This is a genomic window from Novosphingobium sp. PhB57, assembly GCF_004342985.1.
Classification (GTDB): Bacteria; Pseudomonadota; Alphaproteobacteria; order Sphingomonadales; family Sphingomonadaceae; genus Novosphingobium.
Window position 1 is genome coordinate 1 of the sequence record NZ_SMBO01000017.1, and the last position, 21,097, is coordinate 21,097.

The window sequence follows — 21,097 nt, forward strand, 5'->3', positions numbered from 1 at the left end:
CCTCAATGGTGACGCGGGGTGGAGCAGCCCGGTAGCTCGTCAGGCTCATAACCTGAAGGTCGCAGGTTCAAATCCTGCCCCCGCAACCATGAACAACCCCCCATATCCGCACACACGACAGCCCAGCCCAGGCATGCGCGCGCCTTGGCGCCGCACACGCGCCAGCAGAACCCGAGAGGGGGAGCACGCCGCAGGGATGTTCCCTCGCGCGTAAAACTGGCTTTACGCCGACGCGCCCGGCAACCGGACCTCGTCCTTCCGAACTGCATGCTCGACGACATCATCCTGACGGACTTGTTGAGAAAAGTCTGACGACGCCAAACCGGCGCCGCGCCTTTGTCCTGATTGGCGTCGATCCCAGGACCGTCCGGCGCAAACGTCCGCCAGACCATAGCGCTATCCGGGCCACCATCCGTGAAGTCGCCGGCAAGCGGCGACGCTTGGGCTGTCGCCGGATCGGCATCATGATCGAACGCTCGGGATTGATGATGAACCACAAGAAACTTTCCCGGCTGTACCGGGAAGAAGGTCTGTCGGTCCGCCGCCGTCGCGGTGGAAAACGGGCGCGTGGCGGTGGCACGCCGGCGCATCGCGCTCACTTCATGCAGCGGCTCAACCTCTGGCCCCTGACCGAACTTATCCAATTTCGCACAGACGGCCGGGATCAGGGCTTCGTTCCGAGCGGCTTGCGCAGAGACAGGGCTGCTCCGACCCTTGCAACCTTACATCCGATTTTCACGCCTCTCCTGCACCGCTGGATCGACTTCGGAGCCGCCACATGTCACATCGCCATGGAAGAGATCCGGACGACGGGACGGTGAAATCGATATCGGGGCGGAGAGCAAAGTGCTGAGATCATTTCCTGGCAGCGAAACGGAGGCCAGCGCCGCGTGGATCGATCTGATGTCGCCCGACCAGGCCGAAAAGGCCCGGATCGAGAAACGGTACGGCATACGTATCCCCGATCTGGACACGCTTCGGGAAATCGAGACTTCGAGCCGTCTGCGCGTCGATGGCCATGTCCTGTACATGACCGCGCCCCTGATCGCCGGCACCACGACAAATCACTGGAAGCTGGCGCCCACGGGCTTCATTCTTACGCCGGACGTGCTCGTAACGGTCCACTATTCCGACCTTGCACCGTTTGACGCCGTCGCCGGCCAACTGCGGGACAGCGCGGACCTGACTCCGCCGAGCGTATTGATCACGTTGCTGGAGGACGTGGTGGACCGCGCGGCAGACCATCTCGAGCACGCTTCGGAAATTCTCTCCCGCGCTTCGCAGGCGCTGTTCTTCGAGGAGGAGGCACGACCGGGCCTTCGCAAGGAAACGCGAAAGATCCGGGAGATCATAAGGGATATGGGCCAGGCCAGCGACCGTGCCTCGCGCGTTCGCTACGCGTTCCTGAGCATCGGCCGGATGATAAGCTTCGTTCTGGACCGCTGCACGCCCAAGCTCGACGAGAACCTGCGCGAAAGATTCGAATCGATCCGCCATGACATCAATTCGCTGGACGAATTCGAGACCAGCCTGGGCGGGCGGATCCAGCTCCAGCAGGATGCCGCTACCGCCTTCATCAACATCGAACAGAACGATGTCGTGAAAGTGCTGACAGTGGCCTCGGTCGTAGGCATTCCGCCGGTGATGGTGGTCGGCGTCTACGGCATGAATTTCAAGCTCATGCCCGAACTGGACTGGCCGCTGGGATACCCCTTCGCGCTGGCGCTCTGCGTGCTGTCGACCGTCATTCCCTATCTGTGGTTCAAGTGGCGCGGTTGGATCTAGGCCTGGGAAGGGCGGCCCGGCCATTACAGCCCGGCCTGTCGGCGCATCGCGGTAGCGGTCGAGATTTTCCGAGGCCAGGCCGGGTGACGCTCCGTGTGGTCTTGTTCAACAACCGCGCGCCCCGGCGGCATCGGCGCGGTGAAGAGGCTTGGCACCGCCTGCCGCATTGCTGAGGCCTGTTCATCGGTGCGTTGCCGGAGGCGGGGCTAATGGCGGCGGCCCGGAACGCCTAGATGAGGAGCCGGCGGTTCGCACGTGCGGGCCGGCCATCAGCAACGTCGAAAAGGGCGGTCGGCATGATCGGATGGCGGCTCTCTCGGCGCCCGTTTGCACCGCTCAAGCTCAGGAAGGCACTCGCCCCATGGATATCACCCGCAAGGCAGACATGAAGACCGTCGAAGGCCCCGAGGCCTATTTCACCGGCAAGGTCACGATCACCGGCCAGTTCCAGCGCGAGGATCCCTCGCGCGTGTCCGGCGCCATCGTGCACTTCGAGCCGGGCGCGCGCACGGCCTGGCATAGCCATCCGGCCGGGCAGACGCTGATCGTGACCGAGGGCGTAGGCTGGACGCAGATCGAGGGCGGCGCCAAACTGGAATTCCATGCCGGCGACATCCTTTGGTGTCCCGCCGAGCACAAGCACTGGCACGGCGCCACGCCGCATGAGGGCATGACCCATATCGCCGTGCAGGAAGTGGTCAACGGCACCCCCGTCACCTGGATGGAGAAAGTGACTGACGAGCAGTATCTCGCGCCACTGGCGAAGGATTGAGCCGATGCCGCATGTCATCGTGAAGCTGTGGCCGAGCAAGTCAGAACAGCAGAAACAGGCCCTGTCCGACTTTATCGCGCAAGGCGTGATGGACCATCTGGGCTACGGCGAGGGAGCGATTTCCATCGGTTTCGATGAGGTCGCTGCCGATGACTGGGAAGACCAGGTCGTGAAGCCCGACATTCTCGGCAAATGGCCGAGCCTGTCGAAGCAGCCGGGCTATGTCGACCCACCTTCCTGAGCCGCGCGGCGTATCGCGAAGCCGGCGCTCATGGCCCGGCTTCGCGCCTTTCGCACTCAATCCATCCCGACTTTGCCGGGTGCCCAATAGGCTTTGGTCCTGATCCGGCCCGGCGGCACGCCATGCCGTTTCAGCGCCTGGCGCAGCCGTTGCACCGTTCCGGCCTTGCCGGTCAGGACGAAGGCATGGCCCGCGCCGGCCAGCGCGGGAAGGGCCGCCTCCATGCCGGCAAGGTGGGCATCGTCGGCCGATCGTTGGAAGATGTGCACTGCGCCTATGCTCAGATGGTCGGCCACGGCGGCGCTCTCCGTCTCGTCATCGACTTCGAAATATCCCGAGACGATCCGCCGGGGATCGTGCCGCGCCGCCGCGCAGGCCAGTCCGAGGGAGGTTTCGTCGCCAAAGAACGCGATCGGGCCGTCGAAGGGGCGCAAGTCGAGCGAGGGACGGGGGCCGAACAGGTGGCACTCGTCGCCTTCGCGGGCCTCCCGGAGCCAGTGGCTGCCCGGCGCGCTGCCATGCGCAAAACCCAGGAACTGCATTCGGCCCCTATCGGCATCCCAGTCCATCGGCGTGTAGGTGCGCGCGACGAAGGCGGAATCCATGGCGATCTGCACTTTCTGACCGGGCGCCCATCGCGCGGACCGAAGCGCGGGACCTTCCAGCGAGACGAGGCGAAAGCGCTCGCCCAGCGGCGTATTGGCGGCGATGGCGGCGCGCTTCAGGAGCAGCCCGATCAGGGCCTTGCCGATGCGGCCCGGCTTCCGTTCGGTCGCCGCGGGATCGCTGTGGGCCTCGACCATCAGGCAATCCTCACGGTGAATTCGTTGCCGCGCCCCTCGCCGATCGGCAGCGGCTGCGAGAGATAGCCGTTCGCCGGATCGTGGATATAGGCCTGGTAGGCAGGATCGAAGGCATTCTCGCCAATGACCGCGGCCCCCGTTCGCAAGCGGGGTTCGATCAGCTTTAGAACCGGCAGGTACAGCGACATGGCGCCATCGATGAGGGCCAGGTCGATCTCGCCGCCCGTGTCGCGCAGCGTTTGCAAGGCGTCGCCTTCCCGGATCTCGACGAGGTCGTCCAGACCGGCTTCGGCCAGATGGTCACGGGCTTTCGCGACTTTGCCGGGCTCTAGTTCGGTGCCGATGACGATCCCGCCGCCATTGTCGCGCAGGCCGGCCGCGAGATAGAGGGTGGAAATGCCCATCGAGGTCCCGAATTCCACGATGCGCCGCGCTCCGGTCGCGCGGACGAGGGCATAGAGGAAGCGGCCGAATTCCGGCGATATCGCCAGGAAGTTCCCGGCATAGCTCTGGTAGATGGCCGGATAGTTCTGCCGTTCCGCGGCCAGGTGCTCCCTGACGACCTCCTCGATCGTGGCGCCCGGGGCGTTCAGCTTGGCCATCATCATCGCAAGGTGTTCGCGATCCGATGCCTCGGCGGTCTCATGCAGTCGTTCGAGAAGCGCGGCCACGCGCGGGCTGTCCAGAGTGTTCACGGCTGTTCCTTCAGGGATGGGCGAGGACGAAGGCGCCTCGACGGTGCCTGCCGTCCGGGATAAGGACGCAGCCGGGTGGCGTCATTACGAAGGCTTGCCATGTTGTTATTCAATACCGCCAATGCGGCGTTGCAGCCGGGATCATGCCTGTGCCGGTTCTGAATCCCGCCGATGTCACGGAGTGGGTCGAGCCCGATGACGTCCCCCGGCCGATCGTGGCCTTCGGTGCGGCGATGACGGACGAGGAGGACTTCGAACTCGATCCTCACCGGCATCGGAAAGGTCAGATCCTGCTGGTCCTGCGGGGGGCGATCAGTTGCGAGGTCGAGGGCGGTCTCTGGATCGTGCCTCCGCGCAGCGCGATCTGGATTCCCGGCGGCGCTTTGCATTCCTTCCGGATCACGGGCGCGCTGGAGGGATATTGCGCCTTCGTCGATCCCGCCCTGAGCGGTGCGCTGCCCAAGTCGAGCTGCGCCGTGGCGGTGACGCCGCTGCTGCGCGAACTGCTCGCGCGCGCTGCCCATCTCAGTTATCTCTACGAAGAGGGCGGTGCCAATTCCCGGCTCGTTTCGGTCATCCTCGACGAACTCGCCGCGGCGCGCGTGGAGGATCTCCACCTGCCGATGCCCAGCGACAGCCGCCTGCGCCGGATCATGGATGCGATGATCGCCGCGCCTTCGGATCGCGGCTCCGTTGCGAGCTGGGCAAAGTGCGCCGGGCTCAGCGAGCGGACCATGCTGCGCATCGTCCATCGCGAAACCGGCATGAGCTTCGGGCAGTGGCGCAGGCAGTTGGGTGTCGTCCTGGCGATCAAATGGCTGGCCGGCGGCGCCACCATCCAGCAGGTCGCCGCCGACCTGGGCTACGAGAGCGTGCCGAGCTTCGTGACCATGTTCCGCAAGACGCTGGGGACTTCGCCCGCCCGGTACATGGCCGAGCGCCATGCCGGGTGAGCCTGCAAATCGAGTGGGGGGAAAGTCTTAATGCCCTTTACGGGGCGACGGGCCGTTCTGCCGACATACCGCTGTCCTGCTTCCCGGACGCGATGAGGGTCGGCGCATCGGCGATGAACCGGTCCAGGACGCCGTCGGCCAGCTTGACCGGGCCGCCGAACCGGGTTGCGCCGGGAATGGTCTGGATCGCAGCGGCTTCGGTGGCAAGGCGCTGGGCGCCGGCGAAGTAACGGGAGGCCGCCTCGCTGCCCCGATCCGCCGCGTCGAGGCCGGCAGCGGTCAGCTGAAGCGCGCGGCCCCAGAGGACCATGGCATCCAGCCAGGGGCGGGATTGTTCGGCGAAGCCGGGATCGACGGTGCCCGAGCGGATGATGTCGGGCGCGCCGGCGATCTCATCGGCCCGGCGCCCCAGCTCCGCGATGGCGAGGCGGCGCGCGGCACCGTCACCCTGCGCGATGGCGTCGCGCGTCCGGTCGAGCGCGGCTTTCAGGGCCGGCGCCTGCTCCTGCCAGGGCTGACTGCCGAACGTCGGCGCCATGTGCTGGGTGTCGAAGAACAGCATGAGCGCGGCCGCGGCCTGCGCGTCGCCGCCGGCCAGTTCGCGGGCAGCGGCGCGCCAGGTGCGATCGGCGTCGTAGTCCTTGTCGTTCCACCCGAAGGCGGCAACGCCGGTCACGGCGACGCGGCTGGGCGCCTCCTGGTTCATCGGGTTCGACAGGATGCCGGTCAGTTCCTCGGACAGCCCGGCCTCGCGGCGGGCATAAGGGGCCAGCAGCAGGCGTCCGGTCGTGGTGGCGTAGTCGTTCACGGGGTAGTTGTCCCAGAGCAGCGTCTTGCGGCCGAAGGCCTTGGTCGCGGCGCGGGCATCCGGGATCGAGATGGCGGGAGGCACCACATCCGTGCCGGTCCACTGCACCACGACCCGGGGATCGAGATGCTTGCGCAGGGCGGCCTTGTACGGGCTTTCCTTCGCATCGTAATATTCGGTGGGCACCATGATCAGCGGGCGCGATGCCTTGTCCTTCCGCAGGAGGTCCGCCTGCACCGCGTTGAGCAGGGCCGCCTGGGCGACACCGGCCGCTTCCGCCCCCGAAGGCCCGAAGGCAGCCGCGTCCCGGTCGCAATTCCACTTGGTGTATTCGATATCGTCGAGCGCCACGTAGAAACTGTGGACGCCGATCGTGCGCAGGGCATCGAGCTTTCGCTCCATCGCCTCGCGGTCCGCCGGATCGGAGAAGCAGACCGACGGTCCGGGGGAGATCGCGTAGACGAAGTCCACATGGTTTCGCCGCGCCGTCGCGGCCAGCTTGCCCAGCGCGGCCAGGGTCTCGGCCGGGTAGGGCTCTCGCCAGCGGTCGCGCGCAAAGGGATCGTCCTTGGGGCTGTAGACGTAAGTGTTCGCTTTTACGCTGGCGAGAAAATCGAGATGCCTGGTTCTGTCCGCCATGGTCCAGGGCGCGCCGTAGAACCCCTCGATCGTGCCGCGGATGGGCATTGCCGGATGGTCCTGGATGACGAGCGCGGGCAGGACGGGCTGTGCGGCGATCTGGCGAAAGGTCTGCACGGCGTGGAACAGTCCGTCGCCATCGCGGCCGGCCAGCGCGATCAGGCCGCCGCTGCCGATCGGGCGGCTGGCGATCGTATAGCCTTCGGCATGCGTGTCGAGCGAGGCACCGGTGCGCGCCAAGGCATCGCGGACGAGGGCGTTCTCCCCCGTTCCGAGCACGATATAGGGTTGCTGGAAAACCGAAGGGAGCTTGCGCGCCGTGGTGATGGTCTCCACGCCGGCGGCCGATAGAACCTTGCGAAGCAGCACGACGGTCTCGGGATCGACCCCGGGCGCTGTCACCAGGACGACCGAAGTGCCCAGGGTCAGGGCGCCGCCCGCCAGCTTGATCGAGGTCGGGGCCGGGATCACGACAGGCAAGGTCACCGTGCCGGCCAGGGCGGGGCTCGCCGAAAGGGCCAGTCCCGCAGCCATCAGGATCATGGACGAGCGTGCGACCGCGCTGCCGTTACCTTGCATCAACCCCATTCTCCCCGGTATCATAGTGGTATTATCGGAGATGGCTAATCGCTTTGGCGGTTGGCCGCAACCCATTAAGACCGCGCAAGGTGAGGCGCGTGATGCGATAACGCCAACCTAGGTCCAATCCGAGGGCGACCCGCGTTGCACCCCGGCGATCCCGTCGCTCCGGGGGCATCGGACCCGTTCCGCTCATCGCTGGCCTCTCCGCAGGCCATCTCACGCGCAGGTGGAGGAGGGAAGCGACGGAACGGCTGGGTGTACCGCGCGTTCAGAACGGACTTCCCGCATTCGAGGAACGCTTCATGGCTCAGGGACATCAGCGCCGCGCAGCCCGCGATGGGAGCCTGAAGCGGGTTCGCGGCCGGACTGTGCCGACCGGCCCGACCGCACGCACTCGCGGCGAAACAAGGAGACATTCATGACCGAAATCCCCGCAGTCACGCCTATGCTTGTCGAGGCGGACACCACCGGGCTCAAGGTGCGTTCGCGCGATGGCGACAACCTGGGGCACATCAAGGCCTTCATGGTGGACAAGCGTTCGGGTCAATCGACTTACGCGGTGCTCAGCCTGGGCGGGTTCCTGGGGTTCAACAAGAGCTTCTACCCGGTGCCCTTCAGCGTCCTGGCCTATGACGCCACGGACGACGAATACATCGTGACGATCGACCGGCGGGTGCTGGAAGGCGGGCCGAGCTGGGCCAACAACGCGCCGGAGTTCAACCAGGCCTATGCCGACCGCGTGTCGAGCTATTACGGGACCGCGCCGGGGCCGATCGCTTAGGCGGCGCTCCGGTTCGGCTGGGCAAGTTTGGCCCGATCACGCCGCCGGCAGCACCGTTCCATCGCTGGAGCGGGCTGCCGCCAGGCTTTCGCGCACGCGGGCCAGGGCGAGAGCGGCGGGTTCCTGCTCGCCCATCAGCGCGAAGGAGCCGTTGAGGTCGAACATGCAGTGGCCGTGGACGGTGGCCACGAGCGAGCGGGCAAGGCGCGGGGCGTCGGTCTGGCAGGCAGGCGGCAGCACGGCGCGCACTTCGTCCACCACCATTTCGGTCAGGCCGCCGCGCAGAACGTCCTGTTCGGGCGGGATCGTGACGTCGGGCGGAAGATGATGGTCGTAGATCGCCAACCAGGCATTGCGATTGGCGCGGGCGAAGCCGAAGTAGCCTTCCACCAGCACGCGGATGCGATCCTCTGCGCCATTGGCCAGGGCCTGCCGGATGTAGTCCGTCCAGAGCACGAAGGTCCGCGTGTTGATGGCGATCAGCAGCTGATCGTACGTGCCGAAGACGTTGTAGAGCGTGCCGATCGAATAGCCGATCCGCTTGGCCACTTCCCTTGCGGAAAAGCGCGCGAAGCCGACTTCCGCGAGGTGCTTGTGCCCCTCCACGATCAGCATCTGTTCCAGTTCCTTGCGGCTATGGTCCGACCGTCTGCCCATGCGCGGCAATGTAACAAATGCCGTTAAAATGAACAGCGTTGAATATGCCTTCGGCCGTGCGATCCGGCGGCCCTCCGCAGAGGGCCGCCGGGTATCGTCAGAAGCGGAAGTTGACGCCGGCGCCCAGGACGCGGGGGTCGTTCACGAAGGCGGTCAGGTTGTTGAAATCGATCGCGCCGATCACGTTCGACTCGTTGGTGATGTTCCGCCCGAACACGAAGACGTCCACCGCGTCGGAGGGCGAACGCCAGCCGATGCGCGCACCGCCTTCGAAGTTCGTGCCGACGTGGAATTCGGTGGCGTCGTAAAGGAACAGGTTGAAGTCCTTCTGCGCCACCCAGTCGGTCTGGGCGTAGAGCTTGCTGCCGCTCGCCAGCTCGTAAGTGTACGAGGCGTTGAAGTTGAACAGCCAGCGCGGCGCCTGCGGGAAGGGATTGCCGTTGATCGAGGCGCGGCGCGTGGTGCCGACGTTGACGATGGGATCGCGCACGGTGCAGGCCGCACCGCAGAAGGCGACCAGCAGGTCCGGGTCGTCGATCTTGGTGAAGTTGTAGGAAACGCCGCCGTTGAACTGAAGGCCGCGAACCGGGTTGGCGGTGGCTTCGAATTCGACGCCCCGGCCCTTGCCGCGCTTGGCGTTGATGAGCTGGTTGAAGTTGCCCTGGCCGCCGATGGCGGTGAACTGCGGGTCCTTCAGGTCGTAGATATAGCCGGTCAGATCCACGCGGAAGCGGTTGTCGGGCGTGGCCGCCTTGATGCCGGCTTCATAAGACGTGATCGTTTCCGAATCCGCCGTCGTCAGGATGTTCGAGGTGGCGATGCGGCCCTGGATCGAAGGACCGCGATAGCCGTGGGCGATGCGGCCGAACAGGCTGACCTGCGGGCTGACTTTATAGAGCGCGCTGACGTCCCAGCTCGGCTGCTTGTCGCCCACATGGCGCGAATCCGCGAAAGGCGCGCCCAGGGTGCGGGCGGCGTCGAGGTCGCGCTGGTCGCGGGTCCAGCGGGCGCCGCCGGTCAGGCGCAGGCTGTCGGTCACGTCGTAATGGACCTGGCCGAAGACCGACCAGCTGTCGCTCTTCTGGCGCAGTTCGGAGATCACCGTGGGATTAATGCCGCCGGTGCCGTTCCACGAGGCCGAGATCAGCTCGAACTTCTCGCGCCAGTAGAACGCGCCGACCTGCCAGCCGAAGCGGGTATCGCCATTGCTGGCGAGGCGGACTTCGTAAGTCTGCTGGTCGAGGTCGCTGGAGAGCGTGCCGGTTTCCGAATTGAAGGGAATGAAGCCGCTGCCCGCCGTGGTGCCGAGCACGCCGCCGTCGATGTCGCCGCGGCCCGAGCTGCTGCCCTGATAGGCCGAGACGATGGCGGTCAGCGTCGCGCCGCCAAGGTCGTAGTCGACATGCAGCGCCTCGGAGGTGGTGTCCTGCGCCTGCGGGTTGTTGCGGCCGCCGTCGTAATAGACGGTGTCGCGGTCGTAGCGGTCGTTGAGCTTGTTCGAGCCAGTGGTCAGCACGTTGGCGCGGTTGAGCGTGCCGGTGCCGCGATAGGAACGGGCCTGGAGCGTCAGCAGCACCGAAAGGCGGTCGTCCGGCTTCCACAGGGCGTGGATGCGGCCGGCGATGTCGTCGAAGCCGCCAAGGTCCTTGCCGGGCTTGGTGAAGGAGGCGTCATAGGCGTTGTTCACCCAGTCCTCGCGGTGGTTGGCAAGGCCGGCGACGCGCAGCGACAGGGTGCTCGAAACCGGGATGGTCGCGCCCACTTCGGCGCGGATCGTGCCGAGTTCGCCCACGGTGAACTGCGCCTGGCCTTCGGCATGGTCGCCGGGGCGGCGGGTGTCCATCTTGACGACGCCGGCCGGGGTGTTGCGGCCGAACAGCGTGCCTTGCGGGCCCTTGAGCACTTCCACGCTGTCGAGGTCGAAGATCGGGAAGCCCTTGAGGTAGACGTTCTCCAGCACCACGTCGTCGAGCACGACCGAGACCGGCTGGGAGGCGTTGAAGTCGAAGTCCACGTTGCCGAGGCCGCGAATGTAGAGGCGCGGGGCGTAGCGGCCATTCGAGCTTTCGACGTAGAGGCTGGGCGTGCGGCCGGCCAGCGAGAGAATGTCGCCGCCGCCTTCGGCAATGGCGCTGATCTTGTCTCCGGAGAGGACCGAGACAGCGATCGGCACGTCGCGGATGTTTTCGGGGCGGCGCTGGGCGGTGACGACGATGTCGGCGGAAGCGTCGAGGCTGTCCGGCGCGGTCTGGGCCAGAGCAGGCGTCGCGCCGGCCAGAAGTGCCGGCACGCTGGCCAGCCAGTAAGTCTTCGTCTTCATCGTTGCACCCCTTGCGCGCGGCCGGTAGCTGACGAGCCGCCGCGCCCGCGAGACCTTGTGGTCTGGCGGACAGGGGGTCGCACCGGCGTTCTTCCTTGAAGCGCGGCCCTTAGCCCCCGATTGTGACATTTCCGATAAATTTCTTCCGTGCATCCACAAGAAATCGTAACCCGGTCATATGTTTATTGAAATTATGACATTTTTGCGACGGTACGGCTCCGCGGCGGCCGCCGGTCTGTCCCTCTCGGCACTCACGATGGCTGCAGGCGCGTCTGCCGATGCCGGCGCCGATTCCCGTGCCTTCGATGTCGTGCCGCTCGGCGTGGCGGGCGGCGTGGTCGAAGGTTCGACGACCGCCTGGTACATCGCCCGGAAGGGGCAGGAGCAGGGGCTCGCCTGCGATGCCGGCACGCTGGTTCCGGGCATCCGCGTGGCCATCGCCAAGGGCGGATTTCCGGCCGGCACCCGCGCCGGGGAGGTGCTGCATCGCAGGATCGGCGCCTATCTCGTCACCCATCCGCATCTCGACCATGTCGCCGGCCTGGTGATGGTTTCGCCTGACGACAGCGCGAAGCCGATCCTGGCCCTGCCGGAAGTGAATGCAGCGCTGGCGGCTGATTACTTCAACTGGAGCGCGTGGCCCAACATGGGCGACCGCGGGCGGCCACCCTTGCTGGCGCGCTATCATTACCAGGATCTCGATCCCGTCGCGGCGCCCGTGCCGGTCGCGGCGACGGGCCTGACCGTCACGGCATTTCCGCTTTCGCACGGCGGCGCCCTGTCCACTGCCTTCCTCATCCGCGCAGGGGAGCAGGCGCTGCTCTGCATGGGGGACACCGGCCCCGATGCCGTCGAGCATTCGACCCGGCTCGACGCGCTCTGGCAGGCCGTGGCGCCGCTGGTACGCGCCGGGCATCTGCGCGCGATCATCGTCGAGACGTCCTATCCCGACCCGCGCAAGGACGCCGAACTGTTCGGCCACCTCACCCCGCGCTGGCTGCACCGCGAACTGGCGCGGCTGGCGCAGCTGTCGGGCGGGACGGGGGCGATGAAGGGGCTGCCCGTGGTGATCGGCCATATCAAGCCCTCGGTCGACGGGGACCCCGCGATCGCTTCGACCATCACCCGCCAGCTGGCCGAGGGTGACGGCCCGCCCGTCCGCTACGTCATCGCCGAACAGGGCGCCGCGCTGGCGTTCTGAGCCCCATCCTGAAGAGGCGGCGCACGTCGCGGCGGACCTTGTTCCAGGCCATCCATGTGCCGGTGCCGCAGACGAACGTGACGGCGGCCAGCAGCGGCAGGACCACCAGGTCCCACCACGGGCGCCGGCGCAGCAGCGGCAGGTCCAGCCGGTGCAGGCCGTCCTGCAGCCAGCGGAACCCGCGCCCGTTACGGTCGACAGCGCGCAGGAGCCGGCCGCTCACCGGATCGATGTAGAGGCGCGTCGCCTCGGCATCGGCCAGAACGGCGCGCCAGACCGGAAGCGGCGCGGGGGAACGGCGGCCATAGTAGTAGGCGTCCTCTTCCTCCAGGAGTTCGAGCGAGGCGAGCGAGGGCCTGCCCGACAGCGCGGCGCGCAGCGCGTCCTCGCCGAAGAGAGCGGGCTTTCCGGCAGCGTCGAAGCGCTGCGATGAAACTTCGCCGTCCGATATGGGCAGGCTCGATACCAGCAGGAAAGTGCGCCCGCCGAGCGGTGCGGTCTCCACCCGGCGCGCGCCGCGCGGCAGGTCGCCGAGCGCGGAAAGCGCCTGGCGCACATCGCGCCAGTGCATCGGCCCGGCCAGCCGCCCGGCCTCGGCAGGGCCGGCCGAGGAATCGAGGAAGCCCCAGGGGTTCATCGAAAACAGGCCGCTCGCGACCCAGCTCAGGGTCAGCAGGCCGAAGAACAGCCCGAAGACGTGGTGCCACCACCACAGGCCCTTGTAGGGCGAGCCGAGAGTCCCGTCCCGCTTGCGCCGCAGCCGCGCGATACCGGCCCAGATGCCGGTGCCGGTGAGGAAGCAGCCGGAGAGCGAGGTCCAGACCACGACCTGGTTCCACAGCGCGCCGTCCTGCCGCAGGATCGTGGGGTAGAGCCAGTGCGGCACGGCGCCCAGCCAGCCCCAGAAGCGCTGGAAGCGGGTGGTCTCCTGCACCACCTCGCCCGAACGGCCGGAGATGTAGATCACGGTCCCGGCGGGATCGGCATAGTCGGCGCGGTAGAGCGGGGCGCTCCGCCGGTAGGTCTGCACCGTCCACTGGTCGATGCCGGTTTCGGACAGAGCGGGCGCTGCGCCGCCGATCGCATGGCCGCGGGCGTAGTCCGCCGCGATCCTGGCGAGGTCGGCGCGCCCGGGCGGGGCCAGCTTCCGCCCTGTGGCCAGGTCGATGGTTTCGGGCATGGTCCGCATCTGCGCGATGGGGCGGTCGCCGGTGGCCGCGGAAACGATCCGCAGGACCGGGCGGCCGGCCATCATCTCGACGCGCGCGGAGGCGATCGGCAGGTCTGGCGCAAGGCCTGCCTCTTCCCACGTGGGATCGTTCCAGACCGGACCGGGCGGCAGTTGCAGCGGCGCCAGGCCCTGCAACTGCGCTGCCGGCTCCAGCCTCGGATAGTCCACGTAGATCATCACGAAGCCCGACAGGCACCAGAGGGTCATCAGCAGCCCGACGAAGACGCCGAGCCAGCGATGAAGGACGAGGATGGGGCGCGGCAGCAAGCTGCGGGGCAGCAGGCTACCGGGCGCCTTGGAAGGCTGGAGCGCGGCCACGGCGTCAGAAACTCAGGCCATATTGCATCCGCAGCGTGCGCGGCACGCCCCGGTTGAAATAGAGGAAGCGGCTGTTGCTGCCATCGAGCACGCCCTGGTCGGTCGCGGCCGAAAGGTAGCCGCGCGTGGCATATTGCCGGTCGAGCAGGTTCTCGATATTGACGCCGAAGCGGTTCCGCCGCGCCGCCCTATCGACGTAAAGATAGGCGCCGACATCGAGCAGGGCGTAGTTGCCGTAGTTCCGCCGCCCCGCGCCGGATGCGGTCGACCAGACATCGCCGATCCAGCTGGCGTTGAGGCTCGCGCCGAAGGGCTTGTCTTCGGGCGCATAGGACAAGGCGGCCTTGGCATATTGCTTGGGGTTGCGGTCCAGCTGCGTCGATGCGCCCTTTTCGCGCACGCGGGCATATGTGTAGCTGGCCGAGATGCCCCAGCCGCCCGGCCAGCGCGCGTCGAGTTCCAGCTCCGCGCCTTGCGAGCGGACCTTGCCGTCGAGGTTGGCGTAAGTGCCGCCGGGGAAGGCGGGATCGTCGTAGACGCTGTCGATCATGTCCGTGATGCGGCGGTCGAAATAGGTCGCCTTCCAGCCCAGCGAGGCCGCGCCCAGCGGCAGGATGCCGCCTGCCGAGAGGTTGAGCGAAAGGCTCTGCTCGGCCCTGAGGTTCGGATTGCCCACCTCGCAGCAAGGGTCGTTGCCGTAGAGCTGCGAGGCGTCGGGAAGCACGAAGGCGGTGCCGCCATTGGCTTCCAGATAGAGCGCCTCGGCAAAGTCGTAGCGGCCCGAGACGTTCCAGATCGTCTTGCGCGCGCCGTCCGTGCGATTGTAGCGCAGGCCCGCCGCCAGGCGGCCCTTCGACGAGATCTCGTCGGTGGTGCGAAGCTGCAGGATCCCGGCGTGGACCTGCTCGCTGGTCGGCGCGATCAGCAGCACGTCGTCCCGGCCGCTGAAGTTCTGGAAGTCGTAGCCCAGCAGGTATTCCAGGCCGGGGTGCAGATGCAGCTTCATCACCGCGCTGCCGCCCCAGTCGCGGTAGCCCCAGAAGGTGCCGGCCGGGTAGATCACCTGGGGCTGATGGCCGGGCAGCGAATTGCGGATCTGGATGTAGGCGGTCTTCCAGTCGTGGAAATAGCCTTTCAGGAAGAACTGCACACTGTCGCTGCCGGTGTAGTCGAGCCGCAGGCTGGCCACTTCCTCGTTCCGGTCGTTGCGGCTCTCGCGAATGCGGGTGGGGGCAAGGTTGTCGAGCTTCGCCTCGGTATGCTGGTACTGCGCGTTGAGCGCGAGATCCGGCGCCAGCGCGTACTGGTACTTGAGCCCGGCCGACCACAAGTCGTAGCCGAGGTGCCGGTCGGTGAGGCTGGGCTGATAGGCGCTGTAGGGCAGGTAGCCTTCCGAGCGATTGTGCGAGGCATAGGCCACGAAGCGGTGGTCGCCCAGGGCGCCGCGCGCATAGCCGTCCAGGGTCGTGCCGCCCCAGCTGTCGACCGAGGCATTGACCTGGCCGCCCGGATCGTCGGAAAAGCTGCGCGTCACCACGTTGATCACTCCGGCCGAGGCCTGGGTGCCGTAGAACAGGCTCTCTCCGCCGCGCAGGACCTCGATCCGCTCGATCATGCTGGCGGGCAGCGTGTCGTTGGGCGAGGTGCTGCCATAAAGGCGGTTGTTGAGGCGGATGCCGTCCATCGTCCAGAGCACGTCCTGCGTGCGCGAACCCTGCAGCGAGACGTCGACGTAAGTGAACGGGCCATTGCGGCCGCGCACGTAGAGGCCGGGTACCTGGTCGAGCGCCTTGGTCACGTCCACCGCGCCGCTGTTGCGGATCTGCCGTTCATCGACGGTGACGACGTCGTTGCCGTAGCGGGAGAGTTCCTGCGGCAGCGTCTCTTCCAGGCTCTGCCCGGTGACGACGATCGAAGGGCCATCCGCCTCTGCGGCATCGGCCTCCAGGCCCCCGAACTTCCGGCCCTCGACCTTCCCGCCATCCGCGGCCCGGGCCTGCGCGGCGCAGGCGAGAGTCAGCGCCGCGGCAAGCGCCGCGTGCGAAACGGTTGCGATCTTCATTTCATTCCCCTGCCGGGCGCCAAGCGAGCTTTTGGCAAGGGTCTGCCACTCGCGAACCCAGGCCCGCGAACGACCGGCGCGTCGACCGGCCGGGCGCCCGGATTCGGGACGACCGCTCAGCGCACCGTGCGGCCCTTGCCGCTGGTTCGTCGCTCAGACGGAAAAATCACCGTGCCCCGGCCATCCCCTGGACCAAAGCAAGAGCGACCGTACGCTGGCAGGTCTCCTGGCTCACGGGTCATCGCTCGATGCACGGCCTTCCCAGGCCTCGCAGGATTTAGCGTCCGGCCCAGTGGCTGCGGCAGGGGGCATTGCCCCGCCGCGTGATGTGCATCGCGCTCACCGCTTACAGTTGCAGGGACAGCCTCGGATTCAAGAGAAAGCCTCTCTCACCGTGTTCCCTATTAAGCCTCTTTCGAGGCACCAGCGCGATCATTGCCCGCCCTCCTTGCGGAAATGGCGGACGCGATGAGCTAGCCGGGGCGTGCGCCCTGTGCAAGCGGGATGTGTTCGCGTGGGCGAAGCCGGCCAGAGCGCGCCTGTTCCGGTTCAGGTCCGTTCCGGCCGGAGCTGTCGCGGCGGAGGAAACTCAGTCGTTCTTGTCGGGACGGCCGGAGCCGACGTCGTCGCGCGGCTTGCCCTTGGCGGTGCGCTGGGACTGCGCATTGGCGCCCGACAGCACCGGGCCGCAGGCGGCGGACTTGGCATCGCCCACGTCCACGAAGGCAAGCAGGCCCGCCACCGGCGTCGCCGCCACGGCCAGTCCAAGACCCACTCCGGCGCGGCCGAGCAATTGCGGGCTGATCACCTGGAGGGAGGGCTTGGCGAAGCGGCCGCCGATGCCGACAGGCGACTGCCCGGAAAACAGGCTGAACTTCTTGCCGTCCGCGCGGAAGCCCATATCGAGCGCCTCGGTGTCGAAGCTGAAGCCGCCGCGCCCGGTGATGACGTTCTTCGACGTGTCGATCAGGATCGGGTCGGCCGCCGCCGTGCCGCCTCGCACCGTGAAGGCCACCAGGCCGCAGTTGAGCTGGACGGGCTTCTTCAGCTTGCCCTCGAACATCTTGGAGGCGAACGTGCCAAGGTCCAGCTCGGCCAGCTGCACGTTGCGCGTCCAGAACGTGCCGCGGGGCATGATGAAGGCGATCCGGCCCGATGCCGAAGCGAGCGAATCGTGGATCGTGTCGCCGCGGCCTTCCAGCTTGATGCGGCCGCCGATCGTGCCGGTCGTGCCTGATTCCACCACGCCGTAGCCGGCCAGCAGACGGCCCATCGGCGTGGACTTGAGGCGAATGTCGTAGCTTACAGCCGAGGGGCGCTGACGCGTGTCGAACACCAGATCCGAGGCGACATCGCCGCGCGCCATCGAGAACGTCAGCGGCGACAGGGCCAGTCGTCCCCGGTCGAGCGAGAGCTTCAGGGCGATGTTCTGCACCGGCACATTGCGCGAGCGGACCACGCCGACCTTCCAGTCAAGCCCGGCGTCGAAGCGCTGCATCGTCTCCACGGGCAGGGCGGCGTCCGGCAGGACGCGCTGGGCGCCCGCGCCGGTGGCGGCGGCTGCGGCCACGGCGCCTTTCGATGCCACGATGTCCGGGTTGTAGCCGATGAACGGCGCGGCATCGACGATGTCCAGCCGCCTGGTCGCCAGCACGGCATCCAGCCGCAGCCGCTCGGCATTGGTCACCGTCAGCTTGCCCGAAAGGTCGGACTGGCCGAAGGTGCCGGTCATGCCGGTGAAGCGATAGGTCTCCCCGTCCTTCACCAGCTGCGCTTTCAGTGCGTAGCGGCGGGTCTGCGGAATGGCGACGTCGATGATGCCCAGCAGTTCGGACAAGTCGCGCCCGCGGGCGCGGACCTTGAGCGGCACGTCCTCGAAATCGGCGATGGAAGGCAGGGTGCCCGAGACGTCGACCTGGTTGTTCGCCGCCCAGGCCGTGAGTTCCAGGGCGTTGCTGCCGCGGTTGACGGTGGCGTCAGGAGAGAGCAGCCGGGCGCTCACGCGGAACGGGGTGCTGCGCAAGGTGCCGTCGCCGCGCAGCGAGACTGCCTTGCCGATCCTGGCATCGGTGGAAGTGACGGGATCGACCACGAGATTGGCAAGCAGCGGCATCTGCGGGTCGAGATAGCGGACGCGGGTGTCCGATATGGTGGCGCGGTCGATCCGGGGGAACTCGAAGGGCTTGCCCCCGCCGCCGCTGCCGAAAGTCCAGCTGTTGCGGCCATGGGCCTTGTCCCATTCGAGGTCCACGGCGCCGCCCTGCAGGTCCAGCGTGTGAACGTGACGACGGCCGAACAGCAATGAAAGCGGGGCGATCCGCGCCTCGATATGGCGGGCGGCGAACATCTGCGGGCGGCCCGCCCATTCCGGGTTGGAGACGCTCAGGCCGTCAGCCAGGAACTTGATGCGCAGCGGTGCGAAGTAGAGCTGGAAGTCTCCGCCCACCCGCACCTGCCGCCCGGCGGCCGAGCTGGCAATGCGTTCGAAGGGGTGCTTCAGGAACCGGCCCTTGGTGATGAAGAGGACCAGCCAGGCCGCGAAGACCAGCGCGACGATCGCGATCAGCACATTGCGTAGGATGCGCAGCAGACGGGCGCGATCCGGCCGCTTGCCCGGGGGGCGATGCCCCGTCTCTTCCCGTGCATGGTCCTGCACATCGATCTGCGCCGCTGCATCCATGTGGGCCTAAGCGCCGACGGGCCGTTTGGTTTCCCGGCAAGGCGCAAGTCCCGCACGTCCGGGCGAAAAATCCCCGAAAGAGCCCAATCGGGCGGCGCTGAGGGGACGGCACGTCATACCTTGGCATGGTTGCGCAGGCGCCGAAAACTGTCAGCTTCGTGGCACCCTTCGCCGGGAGAGGGGTTTGAACCCTTCGGTGCCCCATTCGATGTCCCGAGACGAGGTGAAACATGGCCAGGAACGTTGCCGAACAATTCATTGCCACGCTGGAAGCCGCCGGTGTCAAACGAGTCTACGGCGTGGTCGGTGACAGCCTCAACGGGCTGACCGATGCCATCCGCGCCCATGGCCGGATCGAATGGATCCATGTTCGCCACGAGGAAGTGGCCGCCTTCGCCGCCGGCGCCGAGGCTCACCTGACCGGCAGCATCGCGGTCTGCGCGGGAAGCTGCGGGCCGGGCAACCTGCACCTCGTCAATGGCCTGTTCGACTGCCACCGCTCCCGCGTGCCGGTGCTGGCCATCGCCGCCCAGATTCCTTCGCCCGAGATCGGTTCGGGCTATTTCCAGGAAACCCATCCGCAGGAGCTGTTCCGCGAGTGCAGCCATTACTGCGAGCTGGTTTCCGATCCTTCGCAGATGCCGCGCAGCCTGGAAATCGCGATCCGCACCGCCATCGGCGAGCGGGGCGTCTCCGTCCTGGTCATCCCCGGAGACGTGGCGCTGAAGCCCGCCGCCAACGAGGCCTGGCCCAAGCCGCTGGGCCTGCTGCCCAAGCCGCCGGTGGTCGTGCCCGAAGAGGCGCAGCTCGATGCCCTGGCGGCCATGCTGGAGCCGGACAAGCGCGTGACCCTGCTCTGCGGCTCGGGCTGCGAAGGCGCGCACGACGAACTCCTGGCCCTGGCGGAAAAGCTCAAAGCGCCGATCGTCCACGCGCTGAAGGGCAAGGAGCACGTCGAGTACGACAATCCCTACGACGTGGGCATGACCGGGCTGATCGGCTTTTCCTCGGGCTACTACGCGATGATGGATACCGACATCCTGTTGATGCTGGGCACGGACTTTCCCTATCGCCAGTTCTACCCCACCGGCTCCGATGTGCGGACCCTGCAGGTCGACATCCGGCCCGGCCAGCTCGGCCGCCGGGCCTCTCTGGACCTGGGCGTGGTGGGAGACGTGGGCGCGACGATCCGCGCGCTGCTGCCGCGCCTGCCGGACAAGCCGGACCGCAAGCACCTGGACAAGGCGGTCGAGCACTATCGCCGTACTCGCAAGGACCTGGACGGGCTGGCCGAAGGCAAGCCGGGCAAGACGCCGATCCATCCGCAGCAAGTGGCCAAGGCGCTCAGCGACCTGGCGTCCGAGGATGCCGTCTTCACCTTCGATGTCGGCCTGCCCACGGTATGGGCGGCGCGCTACTTGCGGATGAACGGGAAGCGGCGGCTGATCGGCTCGCTCTGGCATGGCTCCATGGCCAATGCCATGCCGATGGCGCTGGGCGCGCAATGTGCCTTTCCTGGTCGGCAGGTGATCTCGCTATCGGGAGACGGTGGGTTCGCCATGCTGATGGGAGACCTGCTGACGCTGCGCCAATACCGCCTTCCCGCCAAGATCGTGGTCTTCAACAACGGCACGCTGGGCTTCGTGGAAGTGGAGCAGAAGTCCACCGGCTTCCTGCCTTTCGGCACCGAACTCGACAATCCGAACTTCGCGGCCATGGCCGAGGCGATCGGCATCAAGGGAATCCGGCTGGAAGACCCGGCCGACGTCGAATCCGGCCTGGCCGAGGCGCTGGCCCATGACGGTCCGGTGCTGGTCGATGCCGTGGTCGCCCGGACCGAGCTGCCGATCCCGCCCAAGATCAATGCCGAGATGGCCAAGGGCTTCACGCTCTACATGCTGCGGGCGGTGATGAGCGGGCGCGGCGACGAGCTGGTCGATCTGGCGCGCACCAACCTCTGGCATTGAGTGGGCGTCGCTGCGGCCGGCGCGGGAACGCCGGCCGCCCGGCGCGCCATCAATAGACGCAGATCTTGCGGCTGGCACCCTGGACCCAGCAGGCGGGATCGCGCGGGCTGCGCGTGAAAGCGCCTTGCGGCACCATCCGCGCGCCGTTGTCGTAATCCACCGTGATGCGGTTCGGCGCCGTCTTGTCCGCGTAGTAGGCCCGGCCTTCCACGTCGATGGCGAAGCTGCCGTCGCCGTTGCGGGGGTAGAAAGTGCAGACCTTGCGCGGATCGCCGTCCAGCACGCATTGCGCCGGGCGGCCTTTGCTGATGGTGCCGCCGTCATAGTCCGCCACCGGCTTCAGCGGGCTGCCGACATGGAGTTCGTTGCCGTGGCGGTCCTTCACTTGCGCGCCCGCGGGTGCCGAAAGGGCGGCGGCCAGGGAGAATGTCAGGGCCGGAAGGCGAAGCGCGCGCATGATGATTCTTTCAGGTTTCAGGGGCAAGTTTCAGGGGCGAAATTCAGGGGCCGGATACAGAAGGTTGACCTTCGCTGATCGCATCCCGGCAGGGCCGCGGGCAAGGGGTGAACGGGAAATGTCATGATCGGTGCGTGCCGGAGGG

Annotated in this window: 16 protein-coding genes, 1 tRNA gene, 1 pseudogene and 1 riboswitch; of the genes and pseudogenes, 9 read left to right on the forward strand and 9 right to left on the reverse strand. The window is 67.1% G+C overall.

Annotated elements, in window-relative coordinates; translation table 11 throughout:
• Nucleotides 1–12 precede the first annotated feature (12 nt).
• From EDF58_RS24105 to EDF58_RS24125, 5 genes and pseudogenes are all read left to right on the forward strand, one after another.
• Nucleotides 13–89, forward strand: a tRNA-Met gene (locus tag EDF58_RS24105).
• Between the two features lie 163 nt (nucleotides 90–252).
• Nucleotides 253–572: pseudogene (locus tag EDF58_RS26570) on the forward strand (IS3 family transposase); the annotation flags it as partial.
• 274 nt (nucleotides 573–846) lie between these two features.
• Nucleotides 847–1,785, forward strand: a complete 939-nt coding sequence (locus tag EDF58_RS24115; protein ID WP_132270161.1) for a magnesium transporter CorA family protein — start codon at nucleotides 847–849, stop codon at nucleotides 1,783–1,785.
• A 361-nt stretch (nucleotides 1,786–2,146) separates the two neighbouring features.
• Entirely contained in the window at nucleotides 2,147–2,557 is a 411-nt protein-coding gene (locus EDF58_RS24120; RefSeq protein WP_132270162.1) for a cupin domain-containing protein, read from the forward strand.
• A gap of 4 nt (nucleotides 2,558–2,561) precedes the next feature.
• Entirely contained in the window at nucleotides 2,562–2,798 is a 237-nt protein-coding gene (locus EDF58_RS24125) for a tautomerase family protein (RefSeq protein ID WP_132270164.1), read from the forward strand.
• Nucleotides 2,799–2,854: 56 nt separating this feature from the next.
• On the opposite strand, the gene EDF58_RS24130 is transcribed toward EDF58_RS24125, so the two are convergent.
• The gene (locus EDF58_RS24130; protein WP_132270166.1) at nucleotides 2,855–3,601 is read right to left on the reverse strand and encodes a siderophore-interacting protein; all 747 of its coding nucleotides are present in this window, start codon (nucleotides 3,599–3,601) and stop codon (nucleotides 2,855–2,857) included.
• Entirely contained in the window at nucleotides 3,601–4,296 is a 696-nt protein-coding gene (locus EDF58_RS24135) for a class I SAM-dependent methyltransferase (RefSeq protein WP_132270167.1), read from the reverse strand. Before EDF58_RS24135 ends, EDF58_RS24130 begins: the two co-directional genes overlap by 1 nt.
• A 149-nt stretch (nucleotides 4,297–4,445) precedes the next feature.
• On the opposite strand from EDF58_RS24135, the gene EDF58_RS24140 reads away from it, so the two are divergent.
• A complete protein-coding gene (locus EDF58_RS24140; RefSeq protein ID WP_207913148.1) occupies nucleotides 4,446–5,249 on the forward strand; it encodes a helix-turn-helix transcriptional regulator in 804 nt (267 codons plus the stop codon).
• Nucleotides 5,250–5,286: 37 nt separating this feature from the next.
• Here the strand turns inward: EDF58_RS24140 and EDF58_RS24145 are convergent, their stop codons facing one another.
• Nucleotides 5,287–7,275, reverse strand: a complete 1,989-nt coding sequence (locus EDF58_RS24145; RefSeq protein WP_132270216.1) for a beta-N-acetylglucosaminidase domain-containing protein — start codon at nucleotides 7,273–7,275, stop codon at nucleotides 5,287–5,289.
• A gap of 421 nt (nucleotides 7,276–7,696) precedes the next feature.
• Here EDF58_RS24145 and EDF58_RS24150 point away from each other — a divergent pair, with 421 nt between their 5' ends.
• Entirely contained in the window at nucleotides 7,697–8,059 is a 363-nt protein-coding gene (locus EDF58_RS24150; RefSeq protein WP_132270171.1) for a PRC-barrel domain-containing protein, read from the forward strand.
• Nucleotides 8,060–8,095: 36 nt separating this feature from the next.
• Here EDF58_RS24150 and EDF58_RS24155 read toward each other — a convergent pair whose 3' ends face one another.
• Together EDF58_RS24155 and EDF58_RS24160 are read right to left on the reverse strand one after the other, a co-directional pair.
• Nucleotides 8,096–8,716, reverse strand: coding sequence for a TetR/AcrR family transcriptional regulator (locus EDF58_RS24155; RefSeq protein WP_132270172.1), 621 nt, complete (start codon nucleotides 8,714–8,716; stop codon nucleotides 8,096–8,098).
• A 97-nt stretch (nucleotides 8,717–8,813) separates the two neighbouring features.
• Complete coding sequence (locus tag EDF58_RS24160) at nucleotides 8,814–11,036, reverse strand: TonB-dependent receptor (RefSeq protein ID WP_132270174.1); 2,223 nt, start codon at nucleotides 11,034–11,036, stop codon at nucleotides 8,814–8,816.
• Nucleotides 11,037–11,292: 256 nt separating this feature from the next.
• On the opposite strand from EDF58_RS24160, the gene EDF58_RS24165 reads away from it, so the two are divergent.
• Complete coding sequence (locus EDF58_RS24165) at nucleotides 11,293–12,237, forward strand: 3',5'-cyclic-nucleotide phosphodiesterase (RefSeq protein WP_132270218.1); 945 nt, start codon at nucleotides 11,293–11,295, stop codon at nucleotides 12,235–12,237.
• On the opposite strand, the gene EDF58_RS24170 is transcribed toward EDF58_RS24165, so the two are convergent.
• The 3 genes from EDF58_RS24170 to EDF58_RS24180 all read right to left on the reverse strand — a co-directional run bounded on the left by EDF58_RS24170 (nucleotide 12,203) and on the right by EDF58_RS24180 (nucleotide 18,528).
• On the reverse strand, nucleotides 12,203–13,786 hold the full coding sequence (locus tag EDF58_RS24170) for a peptidase (RefSeq protein WP_347812912.1): 1,584 nt from the start codon (nucleotides 13,784–13,786) through the stop codon (nucleotides 12,203–12,205). The two genes, EDF58_RS24165 and EDF58_RS24170, sit on opposite strands and share 35 nt — an antisense overlap.
• 4 nt (nucleotides 13,787–13,790) lie before the next feature.
• Nucleotides 13,791–15,848 carry a TonB-dependent receptor gene (locus tag EDF58_RS24175; protein WP_132270176.1) on the reverse strand — a complete coding sequence of 686 codons (2,058 nt, stop codon included), beginning with the start codon at nucleotides 15,846–15,848 and terminating at the stop codon, nucleotides 13,791–13,793.
• A 198-nt stretch (nucleotides 15,849–16,046) separates the two neighbouring features.
• Nucleotides 16,047–16,291: riboswitch (cobalamin riboswitch) on the reverse strand.
• Between the two features lie 146 nt (nucleotides 16,292–16,437).
• Entirely contained in the window at nucleotides 16,438–18,528 is a 2,091-nt protein-coding gene (locus tag EDF58_RS24180; RefSeq protein WP_132270178.1) for an AsmA family protein, read from the reverse strand.
• 230 nt (nucleotides 18,529–18,758) lie between these two features.
• Here EDF58_RS24180 and poxB point away from each other — a divergent pair, with 230 nt between their 5' ends.
• On the forward strand, nucleotides 18,759–20,495 hold the full coding sequence (poxB, locus tag EDF58_RS24185) for a ubiquinone-dependent pyruvate dehydrogenase (RefSeq protein WP_132270180.1): 1,737 nt from the start codon (nucleotides 18,759–18,761) through the stop codon (nucleotides 20,493–20,495).
• Between the two features lie 49 nt (nucleotides 20,496–20,544).
• Here poxB and EDF58_RS24190 read toward each other — a convergent pair whose 3' ends face one another.
• Nucleotides 20,545–20,952 (reverse strand): hypothetical protein, encoded by a 408-nt coding sequence (locus EDF58_RS24190; protein ID WP_132270182.1) that lies wholly within the window; start codon nucleotides 20,950–20,952, stop codon nucleotides 20,545–20,547.
• Between the last annotated feature and the right edge of the window lie 145 nt (nucleotides 20,953–21,097).